Source organism: Dietzia sp. PP-33 (assembly GCF_033790845.1).
GTDB lineage: Bacteria > Actinomycetota > Actinomycetes > Mycobacteriales > Mycobacteriaceae > Dietzia.
Window position 1 is genome coordinate 339756 of the sequence record NZ_JAMYEI010000004.1, and the last position, 22828, is coordinate 362583.

Annotated in this window: 19 protein-coding genes; 7 read left to right on the forward strand and 12 right to left on the reverse strand. The window is 66.9% G+C overall.

Annotated features, from left to right (window positions below; translation table 11 throughout):
• Positions 1-194 precede the first annotated feature (194 nt).
• On the forward strand, positions 195-2981 hold the full coding sequence (locus tag NJE57_RS09715) for a DUF4365 domain-containing protein (RefSeq protein ID WP_319028190.1): 2787 nt from the start codon (positions 195-197) through the stop codon (positions 2979-2981).
• Positions 2982-3222: 241 nt separating this feature from the next.
• A complete protein-coding gene (locus NJE57_RS09725; RefSeq protein WP_319026983.1) occupies positions 3223-4536 on the forward strand; it encodes an ISL3 family transposase in 1314 nt (437 codons plus the stop codon).
• Here NJE57_RS09725 and NJE57_RS09730 read toward each other — a convergent pair.
• Complete coding sequence (locus tag NJE57_RS09730; protein WP_319028192.1) at positions 4489-5028, reverse strand: recombinase family protein; 540 nt, start codon at positions 5026-5028, stop codon at positions 4489-4491. The two genes, NJE57_RS09725 and NJE57_RS09730, sit on opposite strands and share 48 nt — an antisense overlap.
• Positions 5029-5107: 79 nt before the next feature.
• On the opposite strand from NJE57_RS09730, the gene NJE57_RS09735 reads away from it, so the two are divergent.
• Positions 5108-5578, forward strand: a complete 471-nt coding sequence (locus tag NJE57_RS09735; RefSeq protein ID WP_319028193.1) for a DUF2326 domain-containing protein — start codon at positions 5108-5110, stop codon at positions 5576-5578.
• Between the two features lie 310 nt (positions 5579-5888).
• On the opposite strand, the gene NJE57_RS09740 is transcribed toward NJE57_RS09735, so the two are convergent.
• The 7 genes from NJE57_RS09740 to NJE57_RS09770 all read right to left on the reverse strand — a co-directional run bounded on the left by NJE57_RS09740 (position 5889) and on the right by NJE57_RS09770 (position 14566).
• A complete protein-coding gene (locus NJE57_RS09740; RefSeq protein ID WP_319028194.1) occupies positions 5889-6701 on the reverse strand; it encodes a sucrase ferredoxin in 813 nt (270 codons plus the stop codon).
• Between the two features lie 80 nt (positions 6702-6781).
• On the reverse strand, positions 6782-8011 hold the full coding sequence (locus tag NJE57_RS09745; protein WP_319028195.1) for a cupin domain-containing protein: 1230 nt from the start codon (positions 8009-8011) through the stop codon (positions 6782-6784).
• Positions 8012-8278 (reverse strand): BatC protein, encoded by a 267-nt coding sequence (locus NJE57_RS09750; RefSeq protein ID WP_319028196.1) that lies wholly within the window; start codon positions 8276-8278, stop codon positions 8012-8014.
• 148 nt (positions 8279-8426) lie between these two features.
• Positions 8427-9704, reverse strand: a complete 1278-nt coding sequence (locus tag NJE57_RS09755; RefSeq protein ID WP_319028197.1) for a PucR family transcriptional regulator — start codon at positions 9702-9704, stop codon at positions 8427-8429.
• A 66-nt stretch (positions 9705-9770) separates the two neighbouring features.
• On the reverse strand, positions 9771-11186 hold the full coding sequence (locus tag NJE57_RS09760; RefSeq protein WP_319028198.1) for an NAD(P)/FAD-dependent oxidoreductase: 1416 nt from the start codon (positions 11184-11186) through the stop codon (positions 9771-9773).
• 69 nt (positions 11187-11255) lie between these two features.
• Complete coding sequence (locus NJE57_RS09765; RefSeq protein ID WP_319028199.1) at positions 11256-13049, reverse strand: DUF3556 domain-containing protein; 1794 nt, start codon at positions 13047-13049, stop codon at positions 11256-11258.
• Between the two features lie 47 nt (positions 13050-13096).
• Positions 13097-14566 (reverse strand): class I adenylate-forming enzyme family protein, encoded by a 1470-nt coding sequence (locus NJE57_RS09770; RefSeq protein WP_319028200.1) that lies wholly within the window; start codon positions 14564-14566, stop codon positions 13097-13099.
• 319 nt (positions 14567-14885) lie between these two features.
• On the opposite strand from NJE57_RS09770, the gene NJE57_RS09775 reads away from it, so the two are divergent.
• Positions 14886-15818 carry a D-isomer specific 2-hydroxyacid dehydrogenase family protein gene (locus NJE57_RS09775; RefSeq protein ID WP_319028201.1) on the forward strand — a complete coding sequence of 311 codons (933 nt, stop codon included), beginning with the start codon at positions 14886-14888 and terminating at the stop codon, positions 15816-15818.
• Positions 15819-15846: 28 nt separating this feature from the next.
• On the opposite strand, the gene NJE57_RS09780 is transcribed toward NJE57_RS09775, so the two are convergent.
• From NJE57_RS09780 to NJE57_RS09795, 4 genes are all read right to left on the reverse strand, one after another.
• Complete coding sequence (locus NJE57_RS09780) at positions 15847-16668, reverse strand: ABC transporter permease (RefSeq protein ID WP_319028202.1); 822 nt, start codon at positions 16666-16668, stop codon at positions 15847-15849.
• An 8-nt stretch (positions 16669-16676) separates the two neighbouring features.
• Complete coding sequence (locus NJE57_RS09785) at positions 16677-17666, reverse strand: ABC transporter ATP-binding protein (protein ID WP_319028203.1); 990 nt, start codon at positions 17664-17666, stop codon at positions 16677-16679.
• Positions 17667-17754: 88 nt separating this feature from the next.
• A complete protein-coding gene (locus NJE57_RS09790) occupies positions 17755-18789 on the reverse strand; it encodes an aspartate-semialdehyde dehydrogenase (RefSeq protein ID WP_319028254.1) in 1035 nt (344 codons plus the stop codon).
• A gap of 268 nt (positions 18790-19057) precedes the next feature.
• Positions 19058-20320, reverse strand: a complete 1263-nt coding sequence (locus NJE57_RS09795; protein ID WP_319028204.1) for an aspartate kinase — start codon at positions 20318-20320, stop codon at positions 19058-19060.
• A 71-nt stretch (positions 20321-20391) separates the two neighbouring features.
• On the opposite strand from NJE57_RS09795, the gene NJE57_RS09800 reads away from it, so the two are divergent.
• Genes NJE57_RS09800 through NJE57_RS09810 form a run of 3 tightly spaced genes read left to right on the forward strand, consistent with a single transcriptional unit; the run spans position 20392 to position 22737 of the window.
• Positions 20392-21339: a DMT family transporter gene (locus NJE57_RS09800; RefSeq protein ID WP_319028205.1), complete on the forward strand. Its 948-nt coding sequence runs from the start codon at positions 20392-20394 to the stop codon at positions 21337-21339.
• A gap of 51 nt (positions 21340-21390) precedes the next feature.
• Complete coding sequence (locus NJE57_RS09805; RefSeq protein ID WP_319028206.1) at positions 21391-22239, forward strand: S1 family peptidase; 849 nt, start codon at positions 21391-21393, stop codon at positions 22237-22239.
• A gap of 60 nt (positions 22240-22299) precedes the next feature.
• A complete protein-coding gene (locus NJE57_RS09810; RefSeq protein WP_319028207.1) occupies positions 22300-22737 on the forward strand; it encodes a GNAT family N-acetyltransferase in 438 nt (145 codons plus the stop codon).
• Positions 22738-22828: the final 91 nt, after the last annotated feature.

The following is a 22828-nucleotide window of genomic DNA, read 5'->3' on the forward strand; positions in this document are numbered from 1 at the left end:
CGCTCAGCAACTCACAACGCGCCAAGCGCACGCTCGACACCGAGGGCACCAGCCCCCGCCGATAGCCAGGTCTAATGTAAAGCCGGTCACGCAACGCACTGCACCACAAAACGAATGTCCGACCGCAGATGCACCATGTCTCTAGTGGCTCGCGATTGCGCGCCGACTTCACGAATGAGGGGTAGACGCACTTGATGAGGGCGAGTACACGCAGCCAGACCGGAGCTATCGGCGAACGTGCTGTGGCAATGCAGTTTGAGAAGCTGGGCTGGGGCGTGGCGGAGAACCCGACGCAGCACGACCTAGGAACGGACCTGTGGCTCCAAGCACGCGACGAGCGCCGATTCGACCTCGGCGCATTAGTGGGGGCGCAAGTCAAGGCGGGCGAGTCATGGTTCAGCAACCCGCACCACGAAGATGGCCAACTAGTTGGCTGGTGGTTTTCGGATTCCGACGGACGTCATGTCAAGTACTGGACCGATCATCGTGTGCCACACCTACTGATTCTGCATTCAATCCAGTCTGGGGTCTCGTACTGGGTGCAAATAACGAGAGAATTAATCCTATCGACGGGCAAGGGGGCGAAACTCTTCGTCCCAAAGGCGAATACGGTCGATTCAAACCACTTCGGTCGCCTAGTTCAGGTCGCACTGGGTGATCGAGCCGGGCATCAGTGGGAAGGAAGCACATGGAATGGCGGAAGCTCCATTCTCCGGTCCGATCGGCTTCGCTTTGCCCTATTGACACCCCGCCTGATCGCACCGCACCCAAATCTTACGGTCACCGAGCTCACAGCTGAGTCCTCAATCGCTCTGCTGATCAAAATGCGCCTTCGAGATCTTGATCCCAAAAATCGCCGAGAGACAAAGGCTCCGAGCGTTGACGAGGCTCGCCAGTCTGAAGACTGGACATGGCAACTATACGCCGCGATGTATGACGCCCTTGTCAACGGAGAAACAATCGAGGTCATCCAGTCGCTAATAGATACAGCGGTCGAGCCTTTTCAGAGGGCATCTGCGGCCGCTATCTTCTGCGCAATGGTCGTCGAAGAGGGCAAGCCGCAACGTGGACTGGAGGCAGTGTCAGAGGTCCTTGAACGAGATGACTGCGGGCCGGTTGACCATGCCTGGCTCTTAACCCACAAGGCGAGATGCTTGACCGAATTAGGTTGCCTTGAACAGGCGTACGATTTTTCGGTCGAGGTTCAGAATATTCGTGGCAACTCGACCGATGACCCAACTGTGATGGCCATCGTTGGATCAAGCTCCGATCTAATTTTCACAATCAGCGGATGGCACTCAAGCAACATTCCCGCCGCTATTACCGGGCGGGACACTCTAGCTGCCTGGTGGCGCACCCAAGAAGTCGCCTGGGGCTTACAGCACAACTGGCAATTGGCGTTCAAACAATGGGCCCATGACCCTAGAAGGACATTCGGTGCAATCGACGAAACATGGCTGCGGATCCGGACCGCTTCACTCATCGCAGGGATGAGCGCTGACCACAGCGCATGGCGATACGCCACAGGAATGTTGGGGGAGCGGATTCTCACCGCGGTCACCGCAGAGGCAGGTCACACCGAAGGTGCGGAGGCGCTGGGGATGCTAAGGAGAGCTGGCCTCACCGACTCGTTGAAACTGGCGGTTCGACAATTCCTTCGCACTGGTCCGGCCCAAGCCGCAATGGACGACGCGGCCAGTATTGACCTCGAACTGTCCACTCGAACTTCGTTCCAAGCAGACCTCGAGATGCTGCGACAGGCAGCCGACGTGCTCCCGGCATTAGAAGTTGACCGGCACATTCGTTGGATCTTGAGAGGTCTTCAGGATCTGACTCCAATTTTCGAACGCGCGCGCCCCACGTTCGCTGTCAAGCCAACTCTCCTAGACACCCTGACGGACCTGGCGCCAGGCGCTTCAGAAACCGTGATCAGTGAGGTCATCAAGCATCTTGTCGCGCTGCCGCCCCAAAACGATCAGGGCGATGCCCATCACTACGCCGCACTGATGTCCAGGATCCCAGACGTTGCTTGGACAGATTCCGACCGTGAATCGCTGTCCGCTAGACCTGAAGGCGACAACTTCGAACTGGGCGAAGCGATCACCATTCTCCTTGCACGAACTGATCCCAGCGTGCGAGAAGCTCAGCGCAAGAAAATCGCCAGTGGGGACCTCGCTGCATTAAGGGCATTCGGTGACATCAGAGAGCTGGACTCGAACACAGCAAAGTCCCTCATTGAGCACCTTACTGAAAGTATTTACTCTGAAGTCAGGGGCCTAGAGAACGGAGAGCACCATATACGTAGTATTGATTTTGCCAGTACCCTCGCCCTAATTAACAGGTGGCATCCTTCGGTGGCGAACTGGGATTCGTTCATATCTCTATTGACGGCGAGAACTCTATTTTCCGAGCACTTGAGTGAGCCTCTTAAACAGTTAAAGTGGATAGGGTCGGGGATCCCAGCGTCCGTCATTGACGCTCTTGAACCGATACTTAAGCGCATTTTGGAAAACCCTCCGCAGTCAGACCCGTTTTTCGGCTCCCCTGACATGAGCGGGCATGCCGCCGCAGCCCTCGCTGCCATCAGGCCGGGCGCAGTCACCAATGCCGAGCTCTGGAAGCTCCTCAAAGGGGACCAAGAGAGCCGAGCTGCGGCCGTGCGGGTGGTCGCAGGACGCGACAATCCCGGAGATCTGATGACTTTGGCTGTATTCGCTCAGGACCCAGAGGCGCCAGTAAGGGCGACGGTCGCCGTCAGTCTCGCTCGGTGGGCGGTCGAGGGTATAGCCGACCAGCCAGCACTCCAACTGCTGACTCAGGTTCTACAAGATCCAGGCACTTATGTTGCGCGGTCGGTCGCGGCGCAACTTGCCCAGATGGCGCCAAGCGACGTGACTGCCCCACTAATAGAGGCACTACGGGACCATCGGTCATCAGCGGTGCGGCGTGCGGTTCAATCACACGAATCGACGGCTCGCTGAAGCAGTCGACTTAGCTCGAAAATTGCCTACGTTTGCCTTTGAAGTGCTCGGTAAAGCGTCGATCGACCCACTCCGAGATCGCGGGCGATCGCCGACGGCCCCTCCCCTTTGTCGGCTCTTCCGGATCTGGAGTGCGTGGTTGGGGTTCGCCGGTGATGCGGTGAGGCACAAGATGTAGGGGTCCTGGGGCGTGTGAAGATGCAGGTTCTCACACGCCGCATCGAACACCCCAGGACCCGCTTTGAACGCTACCGCTAGCCTGCTTGCCGACACCATCTGCCGCACCGTCGAGCTCGGGGTGACGATCACCGACGCCGCCGTGGCCGACGAGTTCACGCACCTGTTTTGCGCCCCGGTCACACTGGACCCGGTCTGCGCCGAGTGCGGAACTGCTGGGCGCCTACGGGATCATGTGGAGCGGAAGGTGACGGATCTACCGATCGTGGGTCACCCCACGAGGCTGGATGTGCGGGTACCGCGCTTCACCTGCGACAACACCGAGTGCGCCACGAGGGTCTTCCAACAGCGGATGCCGGCGTTGGCCGAGCCGCGGGCCAAGACCACCCGCCGTTGCAGCCGCTGGATTCTGCAGCGTCTGGCGATCGACCGCACCAGCGTGTCCGCGGTGGCCAAGGCCCTCGGGCTGGGGTGGGATCTGGTCAATGACCTGGCGGTCTCGGAGGTTCGCGCGATGGTCTACGAACAGCCGGGACACTTCGATGGCGTCCGCGTGCTCGGGGTCGATGAGCACAAGTGGAAGCACGTCCGCGGCGACGGTTCCTCTTCGTTTGTCACCGTGCTCGTCGACCTCACCCCGGTCGTGGACGGCACCGGGCCATCCCGGCTGCTAGACATGGTCCCGGGCCGTTCGGCGAAGGTCCTGACCGAGTGGCTCGACGCCCGTGACCAGTTGTTTCGAGACCGGGTCAAGGTTGTCACGATGGACGGGTTCGCCGGCTACCACTCGGCCGCCGCCAAAGCCGTTCCCGCTGCCCGGACGGTGATGGATCCGTTCCACGTCGTGCACCTGGCCGCCGACAAGCTCACCGTGTGCCGCCAACGCATCCAGCAGGCCACCACCGGGCACCGCGGTCGCAGTGGCGATCCGCTGTACGGCATCCGCCGCACCCTGCGTACACGCGCTGAGCTGCTCACCGACAAGCAGAAGGTCCGCCTGTTCAAAGCGCTCACCGCCCACGATGCGCACGCCGCAGTGGAGGTCACCTACGGCGTCTACCAGCGACTCATCACCGCCTACGAAGCCTCCGGCAAGCGGGAGGGCAAGATCGCGATGTACAAGCTCCTGAAATCGATCCGCACCGGGGTGCCCACCGAACTCCCCGAGCTCGCGCAACTGGGCCGGTCGCTGTGGAAGCGGCACCGCGAGATCCTCGCCTACTTCGACGTCGGCGCCTCCAACGGCCCCGTCGAGGCCATCAACGGCAGGCTCGAGCACCTCCGCGGGATCGCACTGGGCTTCCGCAACCTCAAGCACTACATCTTGCGGTCACTGATCCACTCCGGTCAGCTCCAGGATCGGATCAATGCACTCTGATTCCGGAAGAGCCCCTTTGTCGAACCGGCCGCGGGCCTTGTCGATCTGCTCGGCGGTCAGGACACGCTTGCGCCCCTTGTACTTGCCCTTCGTCTTGGCGATGGCAATGCCCTCGGCTTGGCGTTCACGGATGATGGCCCGCTCGAACTCGGCAAACGCCCCAAGTAGAGAGAGCATGAGATCCGCCCGGGGATCCTGGGCGCCGGCGGCGTAGGTGGCCCGTTCGTGGATGAACTCCACACTGGCCCCCTTGGCCGTGATCTCGCCAACGATCTGCTTGAGGTCGACCAGGGATCGAGCGAGTCGGTCCATCGACGCGACAGCCAGCTCGTCACCATCTCGCAGGTACCTGATGCACCCGGCGAGCTTCACATGATCAGCACGAGAGCGAGCGGACTGTTTCTCGATATAGACCCGGTCGCACTCCCCCACCGCCTCGAGCTGACGCGCCGCGCTGGATCTCCAAATCGAGCAAGCGCGCGAGCTGGTCACCCGTCGCGAAGAACTCAAGCTCAAGCAATCTACTAAGCGAAACGAGGCCACTCGCTACCTGGCGGCCTCGCGAGGGAAATTGGACCGGATCAGCGACCGTTTCAGCCAGAAAATGCGCCAACTTTACGGCAAGGACGCAGCCCTCACTGTTTCCGTCGATGACTCTCGCTACAAGTTCGCGATTCGCGCGTCCGGTTCAGGTAGCAGTGGCGTCGACAGAATGACGCTGTTTTGCTTCGACCTCACGATGCTCGAGGAAGGCATCACGACCGCGCACCACCCCGACTTCCTCGTGCATGACTCCTCCGTCTTCGACGGCGTCGATCCTCGTCAACGGGCCGGTGCATTGCAGTTCGCGCAATCAATGGTCGAGTCCACAGGCGGGCAGTACATCTGCACCATCAACAGCAACGATGTGCCCGACGAAGTTCTTGACCAGGAGTGGTTCAGAGCCGGCGTGTTCGCACTGTTTTGGATACAGAGACTGGAGGCCTTCTCGGACGAGAGTTCTAGCGCCTCCTCCCGGAGGAGGCGGGGCCCGACTAGCTGACACTGGGGCAAGTTACGTTTGCGGCTGCGGCTCGAAGGGGAGTCGTTGCTTCCGATTATTCCCTTCGGATCCAGCAGCGCCGATTAACGTGATTCTGCAAAGTCTGCGCTTCAGGCGGGCTCTTCAGTCCGCAACATCGGCGGTTGAAGAAGCAGGCGGTCGAGGCGAGTTACGCCCTTCACACGTTGGACAATGACGATCCATCGCACTTTAGACGGGTCGGTCCCGGCGATGCATTGTGCTCGTCGTGATTCGAGAATCGAGAACTTCACAGGCGGCCTTTTGACTCATGGATAACCACACTCGCCCGCTACCCGCCCCCGGAGAACTCCACCAGCTCCCACTGCTTAACCGGGCCAGGGGTACGAGCCTGACACATCGTGAAGATCGGCTCGGAGTAGCTCTCGCGCAACAACACGCGGATCGGCTCGCGCGGGCCTTCGAGAGTCACCTCGACGAGCCCATCTGCTTCGACAACGTCCAGCGGCGCGAAGGCGTCGATGCGGTCGTCGCCGAGCGTCGCGCGGGCATGGTGCTGCGCGACCTGCACCTCTGCCGGGTAGCTGCTGCGGCCGCGGAGGTGGCGCGGTTCAACCCGGCCCTCGGTGTAGCGGGTGATGATGCCGGCCGGGTCTTCGGCCAGGTCGACGCGACCGTAAAACAGCCCGTGCGGCAGGACGATCATCGTCGCGGCAAAGCGATCACCGCCCAGGTGCGAGCACTCCCACGTCGCCTCCGGGTACCGCTCGGCGATAAGAGTGGTGGCCTTGCGTCCCCGAACTGCGCAGCATTGGTCGTGCTTGCCGTGCGCGCAGATCGCCACCAGAGGCTCATCGCTCAGCGTGCCGGCGGAGCCGTTTAGGGGGATTTCGGCGTAGCCGTCGGGGCCGTCGACCTCTCCCCACCGCAGCGACTCCTGACCGGGGCGGGCGTCGGCCAGGGCCCACCGCCATCGGGGCTGCTCAAGGCGCTTACCAGGCCGCCGGATCGCCGCGACACGAATGTCAGCAGCCTGGGCGCGCTGGGCGATCTCGCGGCCCAGCTCGGTCGAGAGGAGGGAGGGCGAGTCGAGCAACGCCGAATGCCCCCACGGGCCGGCGAGCTCGAGCATGAGCCACCGCATCCCACGGGAACCCGAACCCTCGAGGGAATCGCCGCGCCGGAGCGAGGACACGCTGCACGGCTCCCACCCCGCGGGCCCGGTCACAGTGCCACCAACACGGCCTCTCGAAGCAGCCGACGGACCACGACCAGGCCATCAGCGGCATCGAGACCGGGGAGCGAGCCCGCGGTCACGGGAGTGCCCTCGAGGGCAGCGTTCAGGGCGGGAGCACACTCGGCCGGGAACGAGATCGACTTGGTGGGCAACCTCAGGACCACAGTGTCGGGGTTACCGTCGTCGGAGCCGTTGTCATCCACCCGCCCATGGAGCCCGTCGCGCAACTGCACCCGGGTCTCGGGGTCGAGGGCCGCCACGGCGTCGAGCGTGGCCAGCGGGCGGATGGCGGCGGGTCGGGTGAGGTCGAGGTACTTGTTGGCCAGCGCATCACCGGCGAGATCGCTGAGCTGATCCTGCTTCTCGGCGATCAGGCGGGCCAGCACGTCCAGGACCTCGCGGGTGTGTTCCGCGGTAGAAGCGGCGTCGACCGGGGCGAGCCCGAGCGGCAACGACGCGCGCAGCTCTTCCTCCGAGGCCAGCGCCTCGATCATCGCCGTGGCGACATCGTGGCCGGTGAACGGAGCGACGCCCACAGTGAGGTGGATGGAGGTGTCGCCCTGCGCCTCGGCGGAGTGGATCCAGCCGCGCGGCAGGTAGAGGCAGTCCCCCGGCTCGAGCACAGCATCGATCACCGGCTCGTCCTTCGCTCGCTCGGCGATTGCCTTGCGGTGATCGGTCCACGGCTGATCGGGCAGCGGATGGTGGTGGACGGGCTCGTGAACCCGCCACCGCTTGGAGCCGGACACCTGGAGCACAAAGACGTCGTGGACGTCGTAGTGCGGATCGAACCCGCGGTTCGCGGGCGGGGTGATGTACGCGTTGGTCTGCACCGGGTGGCCGACATCCGAAGTCATTCCCCGGACAAAGTCGATGATCGGCGGCCAGAACCGGTGCAGTCCCTGCAGGACGATCGTCGCCCCGGCGGCGTACTGGGTCAGCACGCCGTCGGGGTCGAGCTGATCGGGGACCTGCGCCCCGAAGCCGGCAGCACCGGTGAAGCACGCCCGGTCGATCAGCGTGCCGTCCCGCGCCATCCGGACGAAGGGTGTGCGTACCCCTCGTTCGGCGATGATCTCGTCAACCATCTCCGGCGTCAGCAGATCGGAGAAGTCGCGCGGCAGTTCTGCGGCAGGGGTCAGCAGGGGCCGCTGCCCCCACACCCCCGCCGCGAACTCATCCCGCCCGCAGGCGACGCACCGATGAAGCGCCCGCAACTACTGGGTGCCGTCAGCGCCGCCGTCGGCACCGTCCGGGTTCGAACCGCCGTCGGCCAGCCCCTCGCCGGAGTCGGCGGATCCATCAGCGCCACCGTCGTGACCGTCCGGGTTCGAGCCGCCGTCAGCGAGGCCTTCGCCCTCGCCCTTCATGTGGTGGGCCGAACCGTCGGCCCCGCCGTCGTGGCCCTCCGGGTTCGAGCCGCCGTCGGCGACTCCCTCGCCTGAGTTACCGGTGGTCGTCATGTCGTCGTCACTGATAGCCATGTGCGATCCTCTCGTCGGTGCAGGCGTTGACCTGCACGGATTCGTGCGGTGTCGCCACGTACCCGGACTGGCCCGGACACGATGGGGCTTGCCGTTCCCACTATGCCACCGGATCGACACGCGGCACGACCGGTCGCCAGACCGGCGATCAGGGCCCGTGGCCGAGATGCTCGTGAACCCGCAACGCCAGGGCGAGGTCGAGGGTGTCCCCCACCCGTCGCTCCGCGTCGAGGTCGGCGAAGATCCTGGAGATGCGGTAGCGCACGGTGTTCTTGTGCACGTGGAGCAACTCCGCCGTGCGGATCAGGCTGCGGTTCTCGGCCAGATAGGTGGCCAGGGTCTCCCGGGACTCCGCCGCCTGCGTGGTGTCCGCGGCCAGCGGGCCCAGCGTCTCCCGGACCCAGATCCGCGCCTCCGGGGTGTCCTTGGCGATCAGTGACGTCGCGGCCAGACCCGGTTCGGCGTAGCTGGCCACGGGCCGCGACCGGCCTCCCGGGGCGGTGGCGCAGCCGAACGCGATGCGGGCCTGCTCGTGGCTGCGTTTGAACCCCTCCGGCCCCCACAACGGCTCACCCATCGCCAGGTGAGCGCCGCCCATGGACTCCCGCAGCCTGGTCAGGTCGAGGGTCCGCACCGCGGCGGCGTCGACCGGGATCCAGTTCCACACGGTGGTCTCGTCGATCGTGACCTGCAGCGGGGGCGCGGGTGTGTCGATCACCCCGGCCGCGGCGAGGATCCTGCTGTGCAACCGGCGAGCAGAACTCTCCGGATCGGGATCCCACGCGATCACGGCCAGGTGCGTCCGCTTGAGCGCGTATCCGGTCTTGGTCTCGAACCGCGTCGCACCGCTTCCCGGATCGTTCATGAGGTCCTCGATCGCCGAGACCAGCACGCTGCCCGGCATGTCGCTCCAGCGCTGCCGCTCTGACTCGTACGCGTTGAGAACGTAGCGGATGATCCAGTCGATGTACTGGTGTTCCATCGTGGCGAACTCGGAGATCACGTCGATGGTGCGCTGCGGCGCGAGATCTTTGGTCTCCATCTGCTGCAGGACCACGCGCTGCATCTCGTGGGCCCCCAGGTGGTAGGCGCGGACCAGGGCGTTGGCGGAGACGTTCCGCTGGGCCAGGCGGTAGGCGTACTCGACCGCAGCGGTGGTTGGCTGCAGATGGTCGAGCGGGATCTTGTTGCCCATGACGTGCAGGATCGTGCTCACGTTTCCGTGCACGCTCGCGGTGAGCAGATCCATCAGACCGGTCTCGGCGGACAGGTCGTCGATGGTGTCCGCGATGTACTTGGTCACCGTCGCGACCACCGCGTCGATGTCCTCCGAGAGCTCACGCGCGAGTTCGGCCAACACGAGCGAGGCCACCCCCTCGTCGTCGTCGTTGTCGTCGGAGGTCTCGACCCGGGGGGCGTCACTCATCGCGCTCGGTTCTCATCACGCTCGGTTCTCATCACGCTCGGCACTCATCACGCTCGATGCTCCCGTCTACTTCCTGAGGTACTTCAGCGCCGCCTGCGCGGCGTTGTACCCGGGCATCCCGTGCGCTCCGGCGCCCGGCGGCGTCGAGGCCGAGCACAGGTAGACGCCCGGAATCCCGAGGCTATAGGGGTCGGCGGAGATCCTGGGGCGGAAGACCACCTGCAGTCCGGCGTTGGATCCACCGACGATGTCGCCGCCCCGCTGGTTCTCGTTCTGCGCCTCCAGCCGCCACGGAGGCGTCACGTGAGTCGCGACGACGCGGTCACGGAACCCCGGAGCGAATCGCTCGATCTGTGCGGTGATCGCCTCCTCCGCGCGGCCCGGGTAGTCGGCGGGCACGTGCGCGTAGGCGTACAGCGGGACGGTGTCCCCGGCGGCCCGACCGGGGTCGGCCACGTATTGCTGGCCCACCAGCACGAACGGCCGCTCCGGCATCCGGCCCAGCGCACACACCTTCTCCGCCTCGTGGATCTCGTCGAAGCCCCCGCCGAGGTGCACGGTCCCCGCCTTCCCGCAGTCGGCATTGAGCCACGGAACCCCGCCGGTGACGGCGTAGTCCACCTTGTAGGCGGCCGGGCCGGCGGAGAAGCGTCGGAACGACGACGCGATGCGGTTGGGGAGGCGCGAGCCGAAGACCCGCAGTGCGGTGTCCGGGGAGGTGTCGAGGAGGACCAGGTCCGACGGGGGAATATCCGACGACGACGAGACGCGCACTCCCGTGTGGATGCGCCCGCCGTGCTCGGCGAGGACGGCAGCCAGCGAGTCGGCGATCGCCTGCGAACCGCCTTCGGCGACCACCCACCCGTACTTGTGCCCCGACGCCCCGATCATCAATCCGACCGCCGAACTCGCGGGCCGGTCGAGACGGGAGTACACGTGGGCGGCGAGCCCGCCGAACAGGGCCCGCCCCCGCTCGGTGCGGAACAGCCTGGCCAGGACCGTCGCGGGTGCTAGGGCGCGGGGGCCGAAGAGCGCCAGCTTGTCGGGCCGCCTGGGCACATGGAGGAACGGGCCCATCAGCTCGCCGGCCAGGATGTCGAAGTCCCGGGCCAGATCGTTGAACAGCCCATGCCAGACCCGGCCGTCCTCCCCCAACCCCTCGACCGTCCGGGCGACCGAGGTGTGGAGGAGCCCGGCGTCGCCGTCGTCGAGCGGGTGGGCGCAGTCGATCTCGGGATGGAGCCACCGCAGACCGTGACGCTCCAGGCCGAGAGTCTGCAGAAAGGGGGACGCCGCCCCCATCGGATGGATGGCCGAGCAGTGGTCGTGGATCAGTCCCGGGACGGTCAGCTCGCCGGAACGGGTACCGCCACCGATCGTGTCCGCAGCCTCCAGGACCGTCACGTCGACCCCCTGGCGTGCGAGGTGGACTGCGGCGGCCAGCCCGTTGGGGCCACTGCCCACGATGGTGGCGGTACTCATTGTTCTCCTCCGGCGTGATGGTGGGTGGAGAGCACTCCGGCTCCCCTCGGTGGTCGCCGCGCGACTACCTCATGAGCTGACCGCCTCGTCGGCCGTGCGCGGGCTTGCCGTGGGCTGCCCACCCGTCTCGGCCCGCCACGTGGTGTAGCGCGGGATGGGTCCGTTGGGCAGGTGCGGGAGCGCCTCGACCTCGTCGGCCACCTCGACGTACCCCTCCTCGATGATCCCGAGTGCGGCGTCGATGATCTTGTATTTCTGAGTGCTCTTGTGGATGGGCTGCGACTCCATCCACACCACCACGAACTCACCGGGGGCATACCCGACCCGCTTCTGGATGGCCGCTATCAGACGGTGGTCGTGCAGATGGCCGTCGCCGAAGTTGAACCCGATGATCGTGTTGGAGGCGAACTCGGCCTCACGGACGTCGTACTTCTCCAGGTCCTCCCCCAGATGGTGCATGAGCAGGGAGAACAGGCCGCGCCCGTTGCTGTGCAGCGACCGCCACCCCAGGGTCAGGTCGAGGGTCATCCGCGCCACGTCGGGCTCGTACATCGACTCGAGCTGGACGGGCGTCGTCTTGGCCGGGCGGTCGATGAACTCGTCCAGCTTGGCCTCGGCGCCCGGCGCGAACGCCCACAGTGCGGTGGCCCAGTTGCCCGCGTACTGGCGCATGGACGGCAGGAACGACACCAGGTCGGGCCGCAGGTTGCCCAGGATCGGGAAGAACACCAGGCCGGCCACGATGAGGGCCAGCAGGAACGGGTTGGAGAAGTCCGTGACGCCGAAGCCGTCCTGGTTGGGGAATCCGAGGAACAGCACGATCGCGGCGAAGGCGAACAGGATGTTCCACTCCAGCGGCACCGCCAGCGGGAACGTGGAGAAGATGAACAGGTGGAAGCACACCATGAGGACGGCGGCGCCGATCGAGACGTAGATGTTGGTCGAGAACAGCAGCACCAGGGGCGCCACCACCTCCACCAGCGTGCCCAGCACGTGCGCGATGCCCGAAGCCATCCTGGACGGGCGCAGGTCCTCCGGGTACTTGCGGTAGTGCGCCCGCTTGACCGACTTGAAGACGATCCACGGGGTGTTGCTGATCATCGGCGGGATCACATGTGAGAAGTGCTTGCCCAGCTTGGAGATGCCCGCACCGATCCACACCGTCACGATGAGCAGCTTGAGTGCCACCACGATGTCCACGAACGGCAGGAACGAGAAGAACACGATCGCGGGGTAGTACTGCTCACCGCGGGAGGCGATAAAGATGACCTTGTCCCGCAGCCCCATGACCACCATCAGCACGACCAGCGGCATCACCACGACGGGGTTGACCACCGACTGGTCCGCCATCCCCCGCGCGGCGACCCCGGGCAGGACCACCGCGAGCAGGAGGTTGGCCAGGATCACGCAGTAGAGCAGGACGTCGAACCGCGAGCGAGTGTCCCCTCGGGTGCCCGGCACCTTGTCCGGCCAGGGTGGGAGCCGGATCCCGCCCACCCTGGTCCAGTAGAGGACGCCGCCGGTCATGGGCTTGAAGCGGCCGCACAGTGGACCCCAGGTGCCGCCCAGGCCCATGATCTCCAGCAGCATGGTCCACAGGACGGCCTTCTGGTAGACGATCAGCTCGTTCCACCAGCTGCCCACATCCAGCGGGTTGAAACCGGAGGTCAGAGTGGCCAGCGTGATCCCGATACCGATATGCAGGATCAACACCTTGAACAGATAGATGACGTTGATCATCTTGGGGGTCCCGAACCCGTGGTCCGCCCAGTGCGTGTGCGCGATCCGCACCCGCTCCATGAGCGGGAGCCCGTTGAACTTCGCCGGCTCGATGTCGGGCGGAACGCCCTGCGTGAATCCCATGATGTGCTCCTTTGATCTCGGCTGTGGTGGGGGCGGGCGACGCGGCGCTATGTGAGCGCGGCGACGCGACGCAGTGAGGGTTTGTCGATCTTGCCGACCGGGTTGCGGGGCAGTTCGTCGACGAAGTGGATCGCCGCGGGCAGCTTGATCTTGGTGATGCGTTCGCGGGCGGCCTCGAGGAGTTCGTCCTCGGTGACCTCGGTGTTCGCGTAGGTCACGACGTAGGCGACGGGGATCTCCCCGTAGGTCTGGTGTGGTGCTCCGACGACCGCGCACTCGAGCACCGCGGGATGCGTGGCCAGGGCGTTCTCGATCTCCTTGGGGTACAGGTTCTCCCCGCCCCGGATGATCATGTCCTTGATGCGGTCGACCAGCGTGAGGTAGCCGTCGGCGTCGAACTTCCCGACGTCACCGGTGTGCAACCATCCGTCGTCGATGGTGTCGGCGGTGGCCTCCGGCATCCCCAGGTAGCCCTTCATCACCGTGGGGCCCGAGATCATCACCTCTCCGGCGTGGCCGACGGGCAGCTCACCGCCGTCCTGATCAACGACCTTGACGCTGATCCCCGGCAGGGCGATCCCGACGGTGCCGGCCTTGATCGGGCCTCCCGGCGGGTTGCACGTGGAGGCGCAGGTCCCCTCGGTGAGGCCGTACCCCTCGACCACCGGGATGCCCAGGACGCCCGTCACCCGGTCGAGGAGCTCCCTGGAGACCGGAGCCGCACCGCAGATCGCGCGCCGCAGGCAGGTGAAATCCCGGTTCTCGGCGCCCGGTGTGTCGGCCAGGGTCGCGAAGATGGCCGGGACAGCGGAGAAGTAGGTCGGCCGGTGCTCCTCGATCGCGTCGAGGAAGGTCTCCGGCCTGAAGCGCCGGAGGAGGGTCAGGCGACCTCCCACCGAGGCGGGCAGGAGAAAGCTCACGCAGATGGCGTTGACGTGGAACAGCGGCAGGACCAGCAGGCAGTGCTCGTCCGGACGGGCGTCGACATGCTCGGCCAGCGCGCGGGTCATGTGCTCCAGATTCGCGTGGGTCAGCTCGACACCCTTGGGGCGTCCCGTGGACCCGGAGGTGTAGACCAGCAGCGCCGTGTCCTCCGGCGTGAACGTGGAGGTGGGCAGCGTATCGCCGGTGGTGGGGCACTCCGCGACATCGAGCACTGTCGGCGAGACGGTGAGCGCGCGGATGGCGTCCGGCGACTCGGTCACCACAACGAGGGTGTTGGAGTCCCCGAGCTGGTGCTCGAGCTCCGCCGGCGCCAGGACCGGGTTGACCGGCGTCGCGACGGCCCGCAGGCTCCAGGCCGCCATCACGGCGACGAGGAACTCGACCCGGTTGGACAGGTGCACCGCCACGACGTCTCGCTCGCCGACACCGTGGCCCGCGAGGATCCGGGCGTAGGCGGCCACGAGCTGCGAGAACTCGCGGTAGGTCAGCGCAGTGCTCTCGTCCTGCGCGAAGGGGGCGTCGAGGCCCTCGGTGCGATTCCAGACAGAGTATCCGAGCAGGTCAGTGCGCATTGGTATCCGGCAACCTTCGTAGTGATGGGGATCGGTGTGATCCGCAACACTATGGAGTTGCCCAGTGTGTGAGAACGGCCCCGGACGCCAATGAATGCGCCGGCTGTTGTGCCGGGGACACAGCGTGGACGGTCAGCCTCGCGCGGCCTGCAGCGCGTCGGCCGCAAGCCCGTCCTGATCACCGGATATCTCACCTATATCCTGATCGCGGTGCCGGTGGTGGGATTGGTGCACCTCGTCCACATGGTGCTGAACGGGGTGGCGCGGTGCCGGCATTCGCGCTGTTCATCGCCGAGACTGGAAAGAAGGCCCTGCCGACATGATCCCCATTCCGGGTGACGCCGCGGCGCTCCGCGTGGCCGTCGAGCCGACCCGCGACCCTCACCTCGTGGCCGCGGTGGAGGGCGCGGGCGGTTCGGTGGTGTCGCTCGACGAGGCCCGGGTCCTGGTGTGGATCGGGGGCCCGGACGGTTTCCCGGCCCTGCCGGACCACGTCGAGTGGGTGGCGTTGAGCACGGCGGGGATCGAGCACTTCGTCGCCGCGGGCGTACTCGACGACCGCCGGACCTGGACCAACGCCTCCGGCTTCTACGCCCGAGGGGTCGCAGAGCATGCGCTCGCCCTGCTGCTCGCGGGCACCCGGCAGGTGGTCCGGTCGGCTCACACGCGCTGGGCCAAGGACTCCGTCGATCCGGCCGTCAGAACCCTCCGGGGCGCATCGGTCGCGATCATCGGCGCAGGCGGCATCGGACGGGAGCTCCTTCCCCTGCTGACCGCATGCGGCGCGCGAACGCTCGCCGTCACCAGGTCAGGCCGCCCCGTCGAGGGGGCCGAACTCACCGCTCCCGCCGAGCGGACCGACGAGGTGCTCGCGCAGACCGACCACGTGGTGCTCGCCGCGCCCGACACCCCGGAGACCCGGCACCTGATCAACGACCGCACCCTGGCCCTGCTCCGCCCCCACTCCTGGATCGTCAACGTCGCCCGCGGGCCCCTGATCGACCAGGCGGCCCTGTACCGCGCACTCACCGCGGGACTGATCGGAGGAGCCGCACTCGACGTGACGGATCCGGAGCCGCCCGCCCCGGACGACCCGCTGTTCGGCCTGGACAACGTAGTGATCACCCCGCATGTCGCCAACCCTTCGGGACGGCTCACCGAGGAGATGGCGGGGCCGCTCGCGGAGAACCTCCGCAGGTTCGCCGCGGGTGAAGACCTTCTGTCCGTGGTCGAGTACGGCCGCGGCTACTGACGCTCACGGTCGAACCACGCAGGAGTCGTCAATCCACGGCGCGGCGGATGAACCCGCGCAGACCGAAGATCGCGAAGGCCAGCGTCGAGACCGCGAGCCCGAGCGCGATCCACTCCGCCCCCAGATGAGGCGACGAGGTGAGGGCGCCGCGCATGCCCTCGGAAACGTAGGTGAGCGGGTTGAACAGCGTCAGCACCTGGAACCACCGGAGCGACTCGAGCAGCTGCCACGGGTAGAACGTCGCACCGGTGAAGATCAGCGGCGTCAGGGCCAACGCGAAGACCATGTTGATGCGTTTCGCCGGCACCGACGTGCCCAGCACCAGGCCGATGGAGGCCCCGGCGAAACCGCCGACGATCAGGAGTACGACGAACATCCCCCAGTTCGCCCCGCCGGTCTGCAGTCCGTCCGGCAGGATCAGTGCTCCGAGCGGCAGGATGAGCAGCGCCGCGATCAGGGACCGCCCTGTCGCGAACACCAACTTCTCCACTCCCACCATCAACGGTGAGATCGGCGCCAACAGGCGATCCTCGATCTCCTTGGTATAGGAGAACTCGATCACCAACGGCAGCGCCACGTTCTGCAGCGCCGTCAGCACGAGTGTCAGCGCGATGATTCCCGGCAACAGCTGCGTCGCGTAACCCTCGTCCACCGCGCCGATCTCCGGCAGGACGAGGCCAAAGACGAAGAGAAACGCCAACGGTTGCATGAGCGACTGCGCGAGGAAGCCCCCGAGTTCGTGACGGAGGGTGTTCCAGACATCACGCTGCAGCAGGCCCAGGAATGCGCGGAAACCGGTCGCGCGCGCCAGAGTCGGGTCCAGCGTCGTCCGGCTCGGGCCCCTCGTCACGCCACTACTCATCGCAGCTCCCGTCCGGTCAGGTGCACGAACACGTCTTCCAGGCTGCCCTCGAGCCGGTGCACATCCCGGACCACCGCTCCTCGTTGTTCGGCGACCGCGATCGCCTGACCCAGGCCACTGTCGCCATAACACCGCACACGCCACTGCCCCCTGTCGATCTCGGCGGACTCCGTCTCCCCGAGTTCTCCCAGCAGCGGAGCGGGATCGTCCGGGGAGTCCACCACGAGCTCGATGCCGCGACCGCCCGGCAACAGATCCCGCAGACCTGCCGGCGTGTCCAACGCGATGCGCTCACCGTGGTCGACGATCGCGATCCGCTCACACAGGCGATCCGCCTCCGCCATGTCGTGCGTGGTCAGCATGATCGTGGTGCCGGAGCGGTGGAGTTCGGTCACCCTGTCCCAGAGGAACAACCGTGACTGCGGATCCAGCCCCGTGGTCGGTTCGTCGAGGAAGAGTAGCGGCGGACGGTGCATGAGTGCCCGCGCGATGAGCAGGCGCTGCGCCATACCGCCGGAGAAGTTCTCCACCTGTTCATCGGCGCGGTCGGCCAACCCGAACTGGTCCAGCAGCTCGCGGGAGCGCCGTCGTCTGTCCTTCAATCGCATGCCGTAGTAGGCGCCGTGGAACGTCAGGTTCTCCAGGGCCGTCAACGATCGGTCCAGATTGCTCTGCTGCGGCATCACCGCGATCCGCCGCTTGACCGCCTGGGGCCCGGCCACCACGTCGATACCGTCGATCCGCGCAGTGCCGGAGGTCGGTCTCACGCGCGTGGTCAGAATGCCTAGCGTCGTCGTCTTACCGGCGCCGTTGGGCCCGAGCAGTCCGAACAGTTCGCCTCGACCGACCGTGAAGTCGATGCCCTTGAGCGCGACCGGACCACGTCGACCGTACTGTTTGCGCAGATCGCGGACCTCGATCATCGGATCGTCGTCGCCCGCCTCCGTCGTGGCGTCGCGGCGCACGGCTTCGATGTTCCCGCCCACACAGTCCTCCGATCGCTGGACACACTCTAGCGCCGGGAGCCGCCGCCCGGCCTGCTCGACCGGGCGGCGGCTCCCCGCGGCGGGCGCGCTACTTGACCAGCAGTTCTGCGATCTGGATGGTGTTGAGCGCAGCGCCCTTACGCAGGTTGTCGCCCGCGACCATGAGGTTGAGGCCCTTGTTGCCCTCGATCGACTGGTCCTGGCGGATACGGCCCACCAGCGACTCGTCGATGCCCGCCGCATCCAGCGGGGTCGGCACGTCGACGACCTTGACGCCGGCCGCGGAGGACAGCAGCTCGCGCGCCTGCTCCGGGGTGATGTCCCGCTCGAACTCGGCGTTGATGCTCAACGTGTGACCGGTGAACACCGGCACGCGCACGCAGGTTCCGGCCACGCGCAGCTCGGGCAGCCCGAGGATCTTGCGCGACTCGTTGCGCAGCTTCTGCTCCTCGTCGGTCTCCTCCGAGCCGTCGTCGACCAGCGCGCCCGCCATCGGCAGCACGTTGAACGCGATCGGCGCCACGTACGGGCCGTTGTCGTCCACGTTCAGCGCGGAACCGTCGTGAACCAACTCGTGGCCCGCCCCGACGTTGCCGGTCACCTGATCGTTCAGGGCGTCCACGCCGGCCAGCCCGGAACCGGACACCGCCTGGTACGTGGACACGACGAGGCGCTTGAGCCCGGCCGCCTCGTGCAGCACCTTTAGCACCGGCATCGCGGCCATGGTGGTGCAGTTGGGGTTGGCGATGATCCCCTTGGGCGGGTTCTGCGCCGCCTCCGGGTTGACCTCGGAGACGATCAGCGGGACGTCGGGGTCCTTGCGCCAGGCGCTGGAGTTATCGACGACGACGGCGCCGGCCGCCGCGAACCTGGGCGCCTGCTCCTTGGACATCGTGCCGCCGGCCGAGAACAGGGCGATGTCGATGCCCTTGAGCTCGTCCTCGGTGGTGGCGGCGGTGTCCTCCACGACGATGTCCTCGCCGCGGAATTCCAGTGTGGTGCCCGCCGACCGGGCGGAGGCGAAGAACCTGACCTTGTCGGCCGGGAAATCCCGCTCCTCCAGCAGGGCACGCATCACGCGCCCCACCTGGCCCGTGGCTCCGACTACGGCGACAGTGGTCATCTGTGAGGTCATCTCCTGGTGTGCTCGCGTCGACCGCCCGCGGGTGGGAGCTCCACCCTGTGCTCGGGCCGGCCGATGAGCGTCCAGTCTACCGGCCGTGCGAAGGCGCTCCAGCGACTGTCGTCACACCGCCCCTGCGCCCTCTGAAGCGGCGAGTGGTCGCAAGTGCGCGTTCCCCCCGGTTCGCACCAGGGGGAACGCGAACGGCATCGCCCACTCGCCGGGGCCGGGGCCGGGCCGGGCCGGGGCCCGGGGCCCGGGGCTCAGGTCAGCGGCCGGTTCCGGCGTAGACCTGGGCCTCCTCCTCGCCGCCCAGCTCGAACGCCGCGTGCAGGGCGCGGACGCTCTCGGGGAGCTCCTCCTCCCGCACCAGCGCCGAGATGCGGATCTCGGAGGTCGAGATGAGCTCGATGTTGACCCCGGCCTCGGACAGCGACTCGCAGAACGTCGCGGTGACGCCCGGGTGCGACTTCATGCCGGCGCCCACCAGGGAGACCTTGCCCACGTTGTCGTCATAGAGCACCCGGTCGATCCCGAGATCGTCCTTGGCCTGCGAGAGCACCTCGACGGCCTTGGCGCCCACCTCACGCGGGCAGGTGAAGGTGATGTCGGTCTTGCCCTCCGCCTTGGAGACGTTCTGCAGGACCATGTCGATGTTGATCTCGGCATCGGCCACCACGCGGAAGATCTTGGCGGCGTACCCCGGCTGGTCGGGGATCCCGACAACCGTGATCTTGGCCTCCGAGGCGTCGTGAGCGACTCCGGTCAGGACTGCGTCTTCCACGGGGATGTCCTCCACTTTTCCGGACACGAGCGTGCCCGGGTTGGTCGAATACGACGAGCGCACGCGCAGGGGCACGTGGTACCGGCGGGCGAACTCGACGCTCCGCAGGTTGAGGATCTTCGAGCCGACGGCCGCCATCTCGAGCATCTCCTCGTACGAGATGGTGTCGAGCTTGCGGGCGTCGGGGACGATCCGGGGGTCGGCGGTGTAGATGCCGTCGACGTCCGAGTAGATCTCGCAGACGTCGGCGCCCAGCGCGGCCGCCATGGCCACCGCGGTGGTGTCCGAGCCGCCACGGCCGAGGGTCGTGACGTCGAGGGTCTCCCGGGACACGCCCTGGAACCCGGCGACCAGCGCGATCTTTCCCTGGTCGAGGGCGTCGCGCACGCGCCCCGGGGTGATGTCGATGATCCGGCTGTCGCCGTGTCTGGTGGTGGTGATGATCCCGGCCTGGGAGCCGGTGAACGAGTAGGCCTCCATCCCGAACGAACTGATGGCCATGGCCAGCAACGCGTTGGAGATCCTCTCGCCCGAGGTCAGCAGCATGTCCATCTCACGCTGCGGTGGAGCGGGACAGACCTGGTCGGCCAGGTCCAGCAGGTCATCGGTGGTGTCCCCCATCGCGGAGGCGACCACCACGACGTCGTTACCCGCCTTGCTGGTCTCCACGATCCGTTCCGCCACCCGACGGATACGTTCTGCGGACTCCACGGAGGAGCCGCCGTACTTCTGCACTACGAGTGCCACGCGGTCACACCCTTCCGGTGTTGATCGGCTTAACGCAGACCTACTTTACGGGAGGTGTTTACTCATCATCGATGACGGAAACTTGGGCGGCCGTATTACTGGCCCTCGCCTCAGCTCTCAGCCAGGCCTTCGGCACCGTGATGCGGCACCGGACCAAGGGCCGCGCGGGGGGTCGGATCGAGGGCCGGTTCGGTGTGCTCGCCAGCAGGTATTGGTGGGTCGGTATGGCCATCAGCCTCGCCGGGTTCGCCTTCCAGGGAGTGGCGCTGGCCTTCGGTTCGCTGATCCTGGTGCAGACCATCACGGTCCTGTCGCTCACCTTCGCGCTCCCGCTCGGCGCGTGGGTGACCAACCGGCGGGTGACCAAAACCGAACTCTTCTGGGGCCACGTCCTGGCGGGCTGCGTGATCGTCCTGGTGATCTACGGCCGGCCGACGGGGGGTGAGGCTCATCCGCCCTGGTACGAGTGGGCACTGGCGTGTGCGGGTGGCGTCGGGGTCGTCGTCGTCCTCCTCCGTCTCTCACGCAACCGCCGCAGCAACGGCAACCGGGCGCTGCTGTTGGGCGTGGCCGGCGGCACCGCGTTCGCCTACGTCGCGCTGCTCACCAAGGGCGTCGCCGGCCGGTGGTACGAGGGCGGATTGGTCGACGTGTTCACCTCGGGCGAGGTCTACGGGCTGGGGGTGGCGGCGGTGACCGCGCTGACACTGCAGCAGATGTCGTTCTCGGCCGGGGCCGTGCACCAGGCGGTGCCCGCCTCCACCGTCACCACGCCGGTCGTGGCGCTGGGACTGGGCGTGGTGGTGCTGGGCGAGTGGTTCACCGTCGACGGCCCCGAGCTCGCGATCCTGGCCGCCACCCTGATCCTCATGGTGGTGGCCACCGTGCGACTGGCGCACAAGGAGGTCGACGCGGAGGGTTCGTCGGAGCCGGCGGGCGCCGCAGGGCCGGTGGGCGCGGCGGGGGCGGCGGGGGCGGCGGGGGCGAGCCCCGGAGCAGGCGACCTCGCCGAGCGGTAACAGTCAGCCGAGCGGTAACAGTCACCTGAGCCTTCCCCTAGACTGAAGGACATGCGCCCCTCCGACACCAGAGGCACCACTGGTATCACCGCCACCAGCCGCCTCACGCGTCGCGGCCGCCTCCCCCGACTCGCGACCACGGTGATCGCCGCCGTCGCCGCGCTGACGGCCCCGCTCGTCGTGGCCACCCCCACGGCCGGCGCCGTCGTGGGCGGCGCCCCCTCGGGCCCGGCGCCCTGGGCGGTGCAGATCACCACGTTCAGCGGCGTCCCCGGCACCCCGTGCTCCGGAGTGGTGGTGGCGCCGCGCTGGGTGGCCACCGCCGCACACTGCGGGCCCGCCGACCCGAACGCGTACACCCTGGGCTTCGGCAACCTGGCCACCGTCCCGGGCGGGTTCGCGACCACCGCCTCGCTGGCCAGCCCGTCGATCGTCGGCGCGTTCGGTTCCCTCGAGACCGGCAGCATCGGACGCCACACCCCCGTCGCCGCCTACCACGCCCCCGCCGGGGACGTCATGTTGTTGAAGCTGGCGCATCCGGCGCCGTCACCGTCGGTCAGGCGCGCCGGCAGGGACCCGGTGGCCGGGGACGTCCTGCGCTTCCACGGCTTCGGCGAGACCTCCCCCCGCGGTCAACGGTCCGCGGAGCTGCGCACCGGCCTCACCCGCCTCGACCGGATGGACGCGCGCCCCGGACACCGGATCGGCCGGTCCCACACCATCGAGGCCGGCTACGGCCTCGGGGACTCCGGCGGGCCCGTCTTCCACGGCGACCTGCTGGTGGGCGTCCATTCCGGCTCCGACCACAGCCGACGCCAGCCGAACGGGACCAATCCGGCCTGGTACGAGTCGATCCCGGCACAGAACGGCTGGATCGACTGGATGATCGCCAACAGGTGAGGTCGCACTCCGCGGCCACTCTTCAGTGCCGGACCTGCCAGGTTTTGTCACACTGAACAGATGACACCGCCGGAGCAGCCGGACCTCGTGATCCGTCGCGCCTCACGCGCGGACCACGATCTCGTGCTGTCCGCGGGCGAGCTGTTCAGCTTCCCTCCGACCTCGGAGTGGACCCGGGACTTCCTCGACAACGGATCCAACCTGCTGTTGCTGGCCCTACGGGACGAGGTCCCCGTGGGGATGCTCGTGGCGGTGGAGACCGGCTACCTGGGGGCCAGTCCGGACCTGTTCGTCTACGGGATCCGCGTACGGGAGGACCTGCGGCGTCAGGGGATCGCCCACCAGCTGGTCGACAAGGCCGTGGCGATCGCCGAGGAGGCCGGTTGCCGCAGGGTGTGGGGGTCGATGCACCACGACCAGGACCTGGGCCCCGACTCCCCCATCTCCCCTCCGGAGACGACCACCGGGTCCACGACCTTCGTGATCCCGATTCCGTGACGCCCCCGGAAACGGTGTATCGTGGCGCCCATGCAGCGCGTGCTCCTTCTTGGGTGCCGCGGCGGGGCCCGCTGAGGCGGACCGGCTCCCC

What these genes read in the sequence shown, in the direction of transcription:
- NJE57_RS09715 (WP_319028190.1), top strand. Translation starts at nt 195, where the DNA reads ATGAGGGCGAGTACACGCAGCCAGACCGGAGCTATCGGCGAACGTGCT.
- NJE57_RS09740 (WP_319028194.1), bottom strand. Translation starts at nt 6,701, where the DNA reads ATGCGGTGGCTCATGCTCGAGCTCGCCGGCCCGTGGGGGCATTCGGCG.
- NJE57_RS09750 (WP_319028196.1), bottom strand. Translation starts at nt 8,278, where the DNA reads ATGGCTATCAGTGACGACGACATGACGACCACCGGTAACTCAGGCGAG.
- NJE57_RS09755 (WP_319028197.1), bottom strand. Translation starts at nt 9,704, where the DNA reads ATGAGTGACGCCCCCCGGGTCGAGACCTCCGACGACAACGACGACGAC.
- NJE57_RS09760 (WP_319028198.1), bottom strand. Translation starts at nt 11,186, where the DNA reads ATGAGTACCGCCACCATCGTGGGCAGTGGCCCCAACGGGCTGGCCGCC.
- NJE57_RS09765 (WP_319028199.1), bottom strand. Translation starts at nt 13,049, where the DNA reads ATGGGATTCACGCAGGGCGTTCCGCCCGACATCGAGCCGGCGAAGTTC.
- NJE57_RS09770 (WP_319028200.1), bottom strand. Translation starts at nt 14,566, where the DNA reads ATGCGCACTGACCTGCTCGGATACTCTGTCTGGAATCGCACCGAGGGC.
- NJE57_RS09775 (WP_319028201.1), top strand. Translation starts at nt 14,886, where the DNA reads ATGATCCCCATTCCGGGTGACGCCGCGGCGCTCCGCGTGGCCGTCGAG.
- NJE57_RS09790 (WP_319028254.1), bottom strand. Translation starts at nt 18,789, where the DNA reads ATGACCACTGTCGCCGTAGTCGGAGCCACGGGCCAGGTGGGGCGCGTG.
- NJE57_RS09800 (WP_319028205.1), top strand. Translation starts at nt 20,392, where the DNA reads ATGACGGAAACTTGGGCGGCCGTATTACTGGCCCTCGCCTCAGCTCTC.
- NJE57_RS09805 (WP_319028206.1), top strand. Translation starts at nt 21,391, where the DNA reads ATGCGCCCCTCCGACACCAGAGGCACCACTGGTATCACCGCCACCAGC.
- NJE57_RS09810 (WP_319028207.1), top strand. Translation starts at nt 22,300, where the DNA reads ATGACACCGCCGGAGCAGCCGGACCTCGTGATCCGTCGCGCCTCACGC.